Source organism: Xenophilus sp. (assembly GCF_044462705.1).
In the GTDB taxonomy this organism is placed as follows: domain Bacteria; phylum Pseudomonadota; class Gammaproteobacteria; order Burkholderiales; family Burkholderiaceae_C; genus Xenophilus; species Xenophilus azovorans.
On sequence record NZ_JBIQNC010000060.1, the window covers coordinates 8,886 to 19,537 of the forward strand.

Here is a 10,652-nt window from a genome sequence, read left to right on the forward strand (position 1 = left end):
CTACGCCGTGGTGCACGGCCGCGATGCCGCGGCCCGGCTGGCCGGCGCCTGGCGCGCGATCGAACGCCGGGTTGGCGCCATCGACGATGCGGCGCCCGGCGATCCCGCCGCCGCGCGCGGCCGGACGGGCGGCTGCGAGCGCTGCTCCGATCCGCGCTGCGAGCACCGCCTCTTCACCGACCTGATCGCCGGCAGGGGCGGCTGAGCGGCAGCAGCTACTGCACCACGCTGCTGCCCGGCACCTGCCCGCCGGGCGCGGTGAACAGCTGCGCCGCGTCCACCGCGTCGAAGCGGTACTGCTTGCCGCAGAAGTCGCAGCCCACCTCGATCTGCCCGCGCTCGGCCAGGATGTCCTTGGCCTCGGCTTCGCCCAGGCCGCGCAGCATGTTCGCCACGCGTTCGCGGCTGCAGGTGCAGGCGAAGCGCGGGCCCAGCATGCCGGTGCGCGGCTCGAAGCGCAGCAGCTTCTCTTCCCAGAACAGGCGGCGCAGGATGGTCTCGGTGTCCAGCGTCAGCAGTTCCTCGCGGGTCAGGCTGGCGGCCAGGATGGCGATGCGGTTGTAGTCCTCGTTGCGGCCGATGTGGTCCTCGTCGCGCTCGCCGGCGCGGCCCGCCAGGTTGGCGGTGCCCGCCAGCGGCAGGCGCTGGATCAGCAGGCCGGCCGCCACCTTGGCGTCGGCCGCCAGCACCAGCGTGGTGTCGAGCTGCTCGCTCTGCAGCATGTAGTGCTGCAGCACCTCCGACAGGCGGCCGAGCTTCTCGCCCCGGTCGCCGAACAGCGGCACCACGCCCTGGTAGGGCTGCTGGCCGGGCAGGCGCTCCTTCGGGTCCAGGGTGATGGCGCAGCGGCCCTTGTTGCCCACGTTCACCAGGTCGGGCAGGCGCGCATCCGACGCCACCTCGCCCACCACGCTGGCCGTGGCGCGCACGCTCAGGTCCGGCTGCGCCTCGGCCACCATCAGCTTGACCGGCCCGTCGCCGAAGACCTGCAGGATCAGCGAGCCCTGGAACTTGATGTTCGACTGCATCAGCACCGAGGCGGCGGCCATCTCGCCCAGCAGCTCGGCCACCGGCTCGGGATAGGCGCCGGTGTGCGTGTTGGAGGCGCGCCGCGCAAGGATCTCCTGCCACGCCGAGTCCAAGCGCACCAGCATGCCGCGCACCGGCAGGCCGTCGAAAAGGAAGGTGTGCAGTTCGCTCAAGGGGGTCAGCCGATCTTCTTCAGGCCCTTCGCGAAGCGTCGGGCGTTGTCCACGTAGTGTTCCGCGCTCTGGCGCAGCTTCTCGGCGGCCGCGTCGTCCAGCGTGCGCACCACCTTGGCCGGCGCGCCGATGATGAGGGAGTTGTCCGGGAACTCCTTGCCCTCCGTCACCACGCTGCCGGCGCCGACGATGCAGTTGCGGCCGATGCGGGCATTGTTCAAGACCACGGCCTGGATGCCGATCAGCGAGTTGTCGCCGATGGTGCAGCCGTGCAGCATCACCTGGTGGCCGACCGTCACGTTCTCGCCGATGGTCAGCGGGCAGCCGACGTCGGCGTGCAGCACCGAGAGATCCTGGATATTGCTATTGCGGCCGATGGTCAGCGTCTCGGTGTCGCCGCGCAGCACGGCGCCGAACCAGACGCTGCTGTCCTCGGCCATCCTCACGTTGCCGATCACCTGCGCGCTGTCGGCCACCCAGGCGCCTTCGCCGAGTTGCGGCGCCACGCCGTCGAGTTCGTAGAGGGCCATGTGTTCGTCTCCGTGGGATGGTGGATGTGGGGGATTCCTAGAATTCTAGGCATGCACCCCCTTCATCCCCGTCTGCGTGCCCTGGAGGCCCTTCGCCTGCCCGACCCCGCGGACAAGGTGGCCGCGACACGCGCGCTCGCGGCCGGGGTGGCGGCCGGGCCCGTGGCGGACGAAGCCTGGTGCCGGAAGGTGCGCGCCGCCGGCGACGACGCCGACGTGCCCGGCCGTCCGGCGCGCCCCGTGCGCGTGCCGGCCAAGGAGGTGCCCGCGCGCTCGCCCTTCACCGACGAGGGCCGCGCCGCGCTGATTCATTCCATCTGCCACATCGAGTTCAACGCGATCAACCTCGCGCTGGACGCGCTGTGGCGCTTCGACGGCATGCCGGCCGGCTACTACTGCGACTGGCTGCGCGTGGCCGACGAGGAGGCGCTGCACTTCACGCTGATCCACGGCCACCTGCAGCGCATGGGCTGGCGCTATGGCGACTTTCCGGGCCACGACGGGCTGTGGAGCATGTGCGAGAAGACCAAGGACGACGCCACCGCCCGCATGGCCCTGGTGCCGCGCACGCTGGAGGCGCGCGGCCTGGACGCCACGCCGCTGATCCAGGCCAAGCTGCGCCGCGTGGACACGCCCGACGCGCGCGAGGCCATCGGCATCCTCGACGTCATCCTGCGCGACGAGGTGGGCCACGTGGCGGTGGGCAACCGCTGGTACCGCTGGCTGTGCGAGCGCCAGGGGCTGGACCCGCTGGCGCACTACCGCGTGCTGTACCGCCGGCACGAGGCGCCGCGCCTGAAGCCTCCCTTCAACCTGGAGGCGCGCTCGCGCGCCGGGTTCACGGACGACGAACTCCGGGCGCTGTCCGGCTGAACACCACCAGCCGCGGCGAGAAGCGCTGCAGCACCTCGCCGCGCTGGTTGCGCGTCTCGCAACGCACCCGCACCAGCGCACGGCCGGGCTTCGAGCGCGAGGGCACGATCTCCAGCACCTCGGTCTCCACGCGCAGCACGTCGCCGGGGCGCGTGGGCTGCGGCCATTCCAGTTCGCCGCCGGAGCCGATCACGCCGTCGGCCAGCGGCAGGCCGCCCTCGGCCAGCAGCCGCATGGTCAGCGCGGCGGTGTGCCAGCCGCTGGCCGCCAGGCCCCGGAAGAAGGTCGCCTGGGCCGCCTCGTCGTCGAGATGGAAGGGCTGCGGGTCGAACTGCCGGGCGAAGGCGACGATCTGCGCTGCGTCCAGCGCGTGCTCGGGGCTGGTGAAGCGGTCGCCGACCTGCAGGTCTTCGAGGTACAGCGTGTCGGGGCGGGCAGCGGTCATGAAGATGTCTCCTTGCGGGGCGGGTGCGCCAGGCCGGCCAGCTTCGCCTGCAGCGTGAGCGCGTTGCCGACGGCCTCTCCGGCGGCGGTGTTGTCGAGGATGCACCAGCAGGCCGCGCCCTCGCGGCGGGCCAGCGCGAGGCGCGCGGCCAGGCGCGCCAGCAGCGCGTCGTCGTAGGCCGACCAGTACACCCGCGGCCTGCCGTGCAGCCGCACGTATGCCAGCCCCGGCCAGCCGCCGGGCCGCTCGCCGCCGGCGTGCAGCACCGGGTCGGCCAGCACGCGCCCGACGCGGTGGCGCGACAGCAGCGCCTCGGCCTCGGGCGTGAACCAGGAGGCATGGCGCGGTTCCAGCGCGACGGCGCCCGCATGGCGCTGCCGCAGCGTGGTCAGGAAGCCGTCGACCACCGGTGCGTCGAAAGCGTGGCTCGGCGCGAGCTGCACCACCAGGCAGCCGAGCCTGTCGCCCAGGCCGGCCACCTGGCCCATGAAGTCGCCGAGCAGCGCGTCGGCGGCCTGCAGCCGCGCGTCGTGGGTGATCGCCTTGGGTAGCTTGACGGCGAAGCGGAAATGCGCCGGCGTGCCTGCCGCCCAGCGCGCATAGGTCTCGGTGCGGTGCGGGCGGTAGAACGAGGTGTCGATCTCCACCGCGCCGAAGCGCGCCGCATAGCGCTGCAGGTGGCTGCCCTCGGCCGGGAAGCGCGGCCACAGCGCCCGCGGCAGGCTCCAGCCGGCGCAGCCCACGCGCAGGCCGGGATCGTCAGCCACGGGGATGGTGCGCGGCATGCAGCTGCTTCAGGCGCTCGCGCGCGACGTGGGTGTAGATGGTGGTCGTCGAGATGTCGGCGTGCCCCAGCAGCAGTTGCACCGCGCGCAGGTCGGCGCCGTGGTTCAGCAGGTGGGTGGCGAAGGCATGCCGCAGCGTGTGCGGCGACAGCGGCATGTGGATGCCCGCCGCATGCGCCTGCTTCTTGACGATGACCCAGAACATGGCGCGCGTCATGCCGGCGCCGCGCGCGGTGACGAAGAAGTCCTCGGTCTGCCGGCCGCCCAGGATGACGGGCCGCGCCTCGGCCATGTAGCGCTCGATCCAGCGCCGCGCCTCCTCGCCGAAGGGCACCAGGCGCTCCTTGTTGCCCTTGCCCAGCACGCGCAGCACGCCGTCGGCGAGGCTGATGTCGAAGGCCTTGAGCGCCACCAGCTCGCTCACCCGCAGGCCGCTGGCGTACATCAGCTCCAGCATGGCGCGGTCGCGCAGGCCCAGCGGCGTGTCGATGTCGGGCGCGGCGAGCAGGGCCTCCACCTGCGCCTCGCTCAGCGTCTTGGGCACGCGCATCGCCTGCCGCGCGGGCACCAGCCGCAGCGTCGGGTCGGCGGCGATGCGGCGCTCGCGCACGGCCCAGCGGTAGTAGCGCTTGAAGACCGTCAGCCGGCGGTTGGCCGAGGTGGCCTTGCCCTTCTCGGCCAGGCGTGCGCCCATGTAGGCCTGCAGGTCGCTCTCCTGCGCCGCATCGAGGGGCCGGCCGCGCCCGGCCAGCCACTGGCCCAGCAGCGCCAGGTCGCGCCGGTAGGCGGCCAGCGTGTTCTTCGCCAGGCCGTGTTCCAGCCACAGCGCGTCGATGAACTCGTCGATCTCGGGGAGCGTGGCGGCGGCCGCGTCGGTCATCGCTTGACGATAGCAAAAGAAAAAGCCGCCCGAAGGCGGCTCCGATGGCCCGCAAACTCTAACCCGTTGCCAGATCAAGAGGCCGCGGAGCAGGCCATGCCAGCGACACGCGCGGAACCGGCTTTGCCGGGCCGCGGCGTGTGCCCCCTCGAGGGGGTGCGGTAGCGGAACGAAGTCCGCGCAGGCTGGGGGTGGGCCTTTTTATTCCAGGGTGAGCTTCTGCTTCTTCACCACTTCCTTGTAGATCTCGAACTCGGCCTTGATCTGCGCCGCGAACTGCTCGGGCGTGTTGGCCACGATGATGGAGCCGGTGTCCTCGATGCGCTTCTTGACGGCCGGGTCCTCCAGCGCCTTCTTGGTGCCGGCGCTGATCTTGTCGACCACGTCCTTCGGCAGGCCCTTGGGGCCGAGGATGCCGTAGTAGGCCATGCGGTTGACGGGCTCCAGGCCCACTTCCTTGAAGGTGGGGACGTTGGGCAGGTCCTTCAGGCGCTGCGGCGCGGCCACCACCAGCGGCACCAGCTTGCCCGCCTTGATGAAGGGCAGCGCCGAGGGCAGGTTGTCGAAGATGATCGGCACCTGGCCGGCCACCACGTCGTTCAGCGCCGGGCCGGCGCCGCGGTACGGGATGTGCGTGACGAAGGTGTTCGTCATGCTCTTGTACAGCTCCATCAGCAGGTGGCCGATGCCGCCCGTGCCCGACGAGGCGTAGGAGTACTTGCCCGGGCTCTTCTTCAGCTCGGCGATGAAGGCCTGGTAGTCCTTGGCCGGGAAGCTGGGGTTCACCGCGATCACGTTGGGCGTGGCCGCGATGTTGATGATGGGCGTGAAGTCCGTGATCGGGTTGTACGGGATCTTGGGGTTGATCGCCGGGTTGGCGGCCGTGCTCGACACGGTGGCCACGCCCAGCTTGTAGCCGTCGGGTGTCGCGCGCGCCGTCTCGGCCGCGCCCACCACGCCGCCGCCGCCGGCCTTGTTGATCACGACCACCGGCTGGCCGAGCGTCTTGCCCAGCGGGTCGCCCACCACGCGGGCGATGATGTCCGTGGTGCCGCCGGGCGCGAAGGGCACCTGCAGCTCGATAGGCTTGTCCGGGTAGTTCTGGGCCCAGGCGGGGCCTGCGGCCAGGGTGGCGAGCACGGTGGCGCCCGCCAGAGCGGTCCATTGGCGACGTTGCATCGTCGAAGCTCCTTGTGAGAGGTTGGAGAACGGGAAGAAAAAGGAACGCACCCGGGAGCCAGGTGCGATGCAGGCCGCATGCTAGCGGCTCCGCGGGCCGCGCCATGCCCTGGATTACCCAAGGGTGGGCCGGTTTATGCTCGATCGGGTGAACTATGCCCAGCTGCTGTTTCCCGATTTCTCGCTGATCGCCTGCGGCTGGCTGCTGTGCCGCTTCACCGCGCTGGACCGCCGCGTCTGGGACCAGGTCGAGAGCCTGGTGTACTACTTCCTCTTTCCCGTGCTGCTGTTCCACTCGATCGTGCGCAGCCCGATCGATTTCGGCGTGACCTCGCACCTGCTGGTCGGCGGCGTGGGGGTCAGCCTGGCGGGCATCGCGATGGCCTACGCCCTGCCCTGGCTGCCCGGCCTGCGCGGGCGCATCGATCGACGCGACCACGCGGCCAGCGCGCAGGTGGGCTTCCGCTTCAACTCCTTCATCTGCCTGACGATGGCCGAGCGGCTGGCCGGCGCCGAGGGACTGCTGCTGATCGCGGTGCTCATCGGCGTGTGCGTGCCGCTGATGAACGTGGCGGCCGTGTGGCCGATGGCGCGCCACGGCGGCGCGGGCTTTCTGGGGCAGCTGGTGCGCAACCCGCTCATCATCGCCACCGCCGCGGGGCTGCTGTCGAACCTGCTGGGCCTGGGCATCCCCGCCTGGCTGACGCCCACCTTCAACCGCATCGGCGGTGCCTCGCTGCCGCTCGGGCTGATGGCGGCCGGCGCCGGCATGCAGTTCGCCAGCCTGGCGCGCGGCAAGGCGCTGGCGGTATCGGTGCTGTCGATCCGGCACCTGCTGCTGCCGCTGGTGGGCTGGGCGCTGGCGCACCTGCTGCGCCTGGCGCCGGCGCAGGCCGCCGTGCTGCTGGCCTTCTCGGCCGTGCCCACCGCCTCCAGCGCCTACGTGCTGGCGGCGCGCATGGGCTACAACGGGCCCTTCGTCGCCGGGCTGGTGACGTTGTCGACGCTGCTGGGCATGGCGAGCCTGCCCTTCGCGCTCAGCCTGCGGTAGAGGCAGCGCGCGGCGCCTGCGCCAGGCCCCAGGCCACGTGCTCGCGCACCAGCGCGCTCGGGTGGTCGCGCCGCGCGGCCAGCGCCTCGCCCGCGCCGGGCTCGCCGGCGCGCAGCGCGTTGCCCAGGGCCACGGCGATGTTGCGCAGCCAGCGCTCGTGGCCGATGCGGCGGATCGGGCTGCCTTCGGTGCGCGAGAGGAAGGCAGGCTCGTCCCAGGCGAACAGTTGCGCCAGCGTGCTGCCGGCCAGTTCCTCGCGCGCGTCGAAGTCGGGCAGGCTGCTGCGCTGCGCGAACTTGTTCCAGGGGCAGGCGAGCTGGCAGTCGTCGCAGCCGTAGATGCGGTTGCCCAGGGGCGCGCGCAGCGGCTCGGGGATCGGGCCCCTGTGCTCGATCGTGAGGTAGGAGATGCAGCGCCGCGCGTCGAGCCGATGCGGCGCGACGATGGCCCGCGTCGGGCAGATGTCGATGCATGCGCTGCAGTTGCCGCAGTGGGCCGTGACGGGCTCGCTGGGCGGCAAGGCGAGGTCGACGTAGATCTCGCCGAGGAAGAACGTCGAGCCGGCCTCGCGGTCCAGCACCAGCGTGTGCTTGCCGCGCCAGCCCTGGCCGCTGCGCGAGGCGAGCTCGGCCTCCAGCACCGGCGCCGAGTCGGTGAACACGCGGTGGCCGAAGGGGCCGAGCTCCGCCGCCAGCCGCTCGGCCAGCTTCTGCAGCCGCGCACGCAGCACCTTGTGGTAGTCGCGGCCGCGGGCGTAGATGGACACCACCGCCTCGCCCGGCCGCGCCAGGCGCTGGAACTCGACGCGCTGCCAGTCCCCGGGCGTGTCGCGCGGCAGGTAGTCCATGCGCGCGGTGATCACGCTCACCGTGCCGGGCACCAGCTCGGCCGGGCGCGCGCGGCGCATGCCGTGGGCCGCCATGTAGTCCATGTCGCCGTGGAAACCGTCGGCCAGCCAGCGCGCCAGCCCCGGCTCGGCGCTCGACAGATCGATGCCCGCGACGCCGATTTGGGAGAATCCCAGCTCACGCGCCCATGCACGGATCCGAGTGACGAGTTGAGTGCCGACGACCACCCGCCGATTTTAGGAACGCCCCTTCGCGCGCAATGGCGCGACGAGGAGGACACCGCCGCCTTCGCGCACCGCATCGCCGACGCGATGGCGCAGCGCAGCGCGCTGCGCGACCTGTTCATCGCGCTGCACGGCGACCTGGGCGCGGGCAAGACCACCTTCGTGCGCCACCTGCTGCGCGCGCTGGGTGTGCAGGGCCGCATCAAGAGCCCGACCTACGCCGTCGTGGAACCGCACACCGCCGCCGGCGGTCTGCAGGTGCACCACTTCGACTTCTACCGCTTCGGCGATCCACGCGAATGGGACGACGCGGGCTTCCGTGACATCTTCGCCGGACCGGGGCTGAAACTCGCCGAATGGCCCGGCAATGCCGCGGGGCGCATTCCCGTTGAGGACATCGCTATTAAAATAGAAGCAATGAGCGACAACGACGACACCCGCAGCGTCACGCTGACCGCCCATACCGCCCAGGGCCGCGCTCTGCTGGACCTGATGGACGGCCGCGCATGAGCCCCCGCCCGGCCGCTCCGAAGGGGGCTCGCACCGCAGTGCGAAGCACGGAGGTTATCCAATGAGGCGGGGGCGCCCTCCTCTTTCGCAGGACGCCGCGCGGCGCCGGCTGCTGCAGGCCGGCAGTCTGGTGCTGCTGCTGGGCACGGCGGAGATCGCGCGCGGCGCCACCATCGTCGCGGTGCGCGTGTGGCCGGCGCAGGACTACTCCCGCATCACCATCGAGTCCGACGGCCGGCTGCAGACGCAGCAGCTCGTCGTGGGCAACCCGCCGCGCCTGGCGGTGGACATCACCGGCATCCAGCTCAACCCGGCGCTGCGCGAACTGGTGGGCAAGGTCAAGCCCGACGACCCGTACATCGCCGGCCTGCGCGTCGGCCAGAACGCGCCCGAGGTGGTGCGCATCGTCTTCGACCTGAAGCAGGCGGTGCTGCCGCAGGTGTTCTCGCTGGCGCCGGTGGCCGCCTACAAGCACCGGCTGGTGCTGGACCTGTACCCGCAGCAGGCGGTGGACCCGCTGGAGTCGCTGATCGCCGAGCGCCTGCGCGATACCGGCAGCGCCGCTGCGCGTGCGGGCGAGCCGCCGGCGGCCGCGGCCCCGGCCGACCCGCTGGGCGAGCTGATGGCGCGGCGGTCGATGCGGCCGGTGCCGCCCGACGCGCCGGCCCCGGCGCCGCTGCCGCCGGTGGCGGCCGCGCCCGCGCGGCCCGTACCCGCCACGCCGTCCACCGCCGTCACGCGCCCGCCGCCGGTGACGGCCACCGCCAGCCGCACCGACCGCATCATCATCGTCGCGCTGGACCCGGGCCACGGCGGCGAGGACCCGGGCGCCATCGGCCCCCGCGGCACGCGCGAGAAGGACATCGTGCTGCAGGTCGCGCACCGCTTGCGCGAGCGCATCAACAAGTCCAGCGTCGGCGGCAACCCGATGCGCGCCTTCCTCACCCGCGACGCCGACTTCTTCGTGCCGCTGCACGTGCGCGTGCAGAAGGCGCGGCGCGTGCAGGCCGACCTGTTCGTCAGCATCCATGCCGACGCCTTCACCACGCCGGCCGCGCGCGGCGCCAGCGTGTTCGCGCTCAGCCAGCACGGCGCCTCCAGCAGCGCCGCGCGCTGGCTGGCGAACAAGGAGAACCAGTCCGACCGCATCGGCGGCGTCAGCTTCGGCGAGCACGAGGTGCAGGTGCGCCGCGCGCTGTTCGACATGAGCACCACGGCGCAGATCAACGACAGCCTCAAGCTCGGCACCGCCATGCTCGGCGAGATCAAGGGCATCGGCGCGCGGCTGCACAAGCCCCGCGTCGAGCAGGCCGGCTTCGCGGTGCTCAAGGCGCCGGACATCCCCAGCGTGCTGGTGGAGACCGCCTTCATCAGCAACCCCGATGAAGAGGCCGCCCTGCGCAGCACGGCCTACCAGGAGGACCTGGCCGACGCGCTGATGCGCGGCATCCTGCGCTATTTCGCGCAGAACCCGCCACTGGCCCGCAGCAGGCAGCTCTGACCCCGCGCAAGCGCTGCATTTCCTTTCATTTGTCACGCCCGTGCGAACGGCACACGGGCGCACACAGCGCCTTCCCGGGCGTCGCACAGGCGGCAGCGGCAGGTTCCTACACGGGGGGCCGGGCGGGCTGCGCATGATGAGGTCATCACTCCTGAAAGGTGGACCTCATGATCAATACACGTCTCTGGATCGCCGCAGCGGCCGCCACGTCGGTCGTGGCGCTGGCAGGCTGTGCGAGCGGTCCCAACCAGAATCTGGGCACCGGCATCGGCGCACTGGGCGGCGCGGCGGTGGGCCATGCGATCGGCGGCAACACCGGCAGCACGCTGGGCGGCGCGGCGATCGGCGGCGTCATCGGCAACCAGGTGGGCCGGAACATCGACGAGCGCAACTACTACAACCAGCAGCAGTACCAGCAGCCGTACTACCCGCCGAGCCCGAGCTACTACCCGAACAACGGCCCGCGCTATTGAGGCAAGGCGTCGGAAACACCGGCTGCCGTCCATCCCACTTGGCGGGTGGGCGGCTTTTTTGTGGCGCCCGCCGTGCGCACTGCATAGAATCCGCAACGCTCCGGGGTGCACGTAACGGCGTGCTGAGATGGCGGACCTGACCGCCGGAACC

At 71.7% G+C, this 10,652-nt stretch carries 12 protein-coding genes and 1 pseudogene; 6 read left to right on the forward strand and 7 right to left on the reverse strand.

Features of this window, described 5'->3' with window-relative positions; translation table 11 throughout:
- Positions 1-205 (forward strand): annotated as a pseudogene (locus ACIY1X_RS11380) (ATPase); the annotation flags it as partial.
- A 10-nt stretch (positions 206-215) separates the two neighbouring features.
- On the opposite strand, the gene ACIY1X_RS11385 reads toward ACIY1X_RS11380, so the two are convergent.
- Positions 216-1,202, reverse strand: a complete 987-nt coding sequence (locus tag ACIY1X_RS11385) for an Hsp33 family molecular chaperone HslO (protein WP_399680630.1) — start codon at positions 1,200-1,202, stop codon at positions 216-218.
- Positions 1,203-1,207: 5 nt separating this feature from the next.
- Positions 1,208-1,732 carry a gamma carbonic anhydrase family protein gene (locus ACIY1X_RS11390; protein WP_399680631.1) on the reverse strand — a complete coding sequence of 175 codons (525 nt, stop codon included), beginning with the start codon at positions 1,730-1,732 and terminating at the stop codon, positions 1,208-1,210.
- A gap of 51 nt (positions 1,733-1,783) precedes the next feature.
- On the opposite strand from ACIY1X_RS11390, the gene ACIY1X_RS11395 reads away from it, so the two are divergent.
- Positions 1,784-2,605, forward strand: coding sequence for a ferritin-like domain-containing protein (locus tag ACIY1X_RS11395; protein ID WP_399680633.1), 822 nt, complete (start codon positions 1,784-1,786; stop codon positions 2,603-2,605).
- Here ACIY1X_RS11395 and ACIY1X_RS11400 read toward each other — a convergent pair.
- The 4 genes from ACIY1X_RS11400 to ACIY1X_RS11415 form a co-directional block, all read right to left on the reverse strand.
- Positions 2,571-3,050 carry a MaoC family dehydratase gene (locus tag ACIY1X_RS11400; protein ID WP_399680635.1) on the reverse strand — a complete coding sequence of 160 codons (480 nt, stop codon included), beginning with the start codon at positions 3,048-3,050 and terminating at the stop codon, positions 2,571-2,573. The genes ACIY1X_RS11395 and ACIY1X_RS11400 overlap by 35 nt on opposite strands.
- The gene (locus ACIY1X_RS11405; RefSeq protein ID WP_399680637.1) at positions 3,047-3,835 is read right to left on the reverse strand and encodes a DUF72 domain-containing protein; all 789 of its coding nucleotides are present in this window, start codon (positions 3,833-3,835) and stop codon (positions 3,047-3,049) included. Before ACIY1X_RS11405 ends, ACIY1X_RS11400 begins: the two co-directional genes overlap by 4 nt.
- Entirely contained in the window at positions 3,810-4,715 is a 906-nt protein-coding gene (xerD, locus tag ACIY1X_RS11410; protein WP_399680638.1) for a site-specific tyrosine recombinase XerD, read from the reverse strand. The genes ACIY1X_RS11405 and xerD overlap by 26 nt, the downstream gene beginning before the upstream one ends.
- Positions 4,716-4,916: 201 nt before the next feature.
- A complete protein-coding gene (locus ACIY1X_RS11415) occupies positions 4,917-5,894 on the reverse strand; it encodes a tripartite tricarboxylate transporter substrate binding protein BugE (RefSeq protein WP_399680639.1) in 978 nt (325 codons plus the stop codon).
- 136 nt (positions 5,895-6,030) lie between these two features.
- Here ACIY1X_RS11415 and ACIY1X_RS11420 point away from each other — a divergent pair, with 136 nt between their 5' ends.
- Positions 6,031-6,945 (forward strand): AEC family transporter, encoded by a 915-nt coding sequence (locus ACIY1X_RS11420; RefSeq protein ID WP_399680640.1) that lies wholly within the window; start codon positions 6,031-6,033, stop codon positions 6,943-6,945.
- On the opposite strand, the gene queG is transcribed toward ACIY1X_RS11420, so the two are convergent.
- Positions 6,932-7,990: a tRNA epoxyqueuosine(34) reductase QueG gene (queG, locus tag ACIY1X_RS11425; protein ID WP_399680651.1), complete on the reverse strand. Its 1,059-nt coding sequence runs from the start codon at positions 7,988-7,990 to the stop codon at positions 6,932-6,934. The genes ACIY1X_RS11420 and queG overlap by 14 nt on opposite strands.
- A 12-nt stretch (positions 7,991-8,002) precedes the next feature.
- Between queG and tsaE the strand changes: the two genes are divergently transcribed.
- From tsaE to ACIY1X_RS11440, 3 genes are all read left to right on the forward strand, one after another.
- Positions 8,003-8,527, forward strand: a complete 525-nt coding sequence (gene tsaE, locus ACIY1X_RS11430; protein ID WP_399680642.1) for a tRNA (adenosine(37)-N6)-threonylcarbamoyltransferase complex ATPase subunit type 1 TsaE — start codon at positions 8,003-8,005, stop codon at positions 8,525-8,527.
- Positions 8,528-8,588: 61 nt separating this feature from the next.
- Positions 8,589-10,028: an N-acetylmuramoyl-L-alanine amidase gene (locus tag ACIY1X_RS11435; RefSeq protein ID WP_399680644.1), complete on the forward strand. Its 1,440-nt coding sequence runs from the start codon at positions 8,589-8,591 to the stop codon at positions 10,026-10,028.
- A gap of 167 nt (positions 10,029-10,195) precedes the next feature.
- Positions 10,196-10,501 carry a glycine zipper domain-containing protein gene (locus ACIY1X_RS11440; RefSeq protein ID WP_399680646.1) on the forward strand — a complete coding sequence of 102 codons (306 nt, stop codon included), beginning with the start codon at positions 10,196-10,198 and terminating at the stop codon, positions 10,499-10,501.
- The last annotated feature ends 151 nt before the right edge of the window (positions 10,502-10,652 follow it).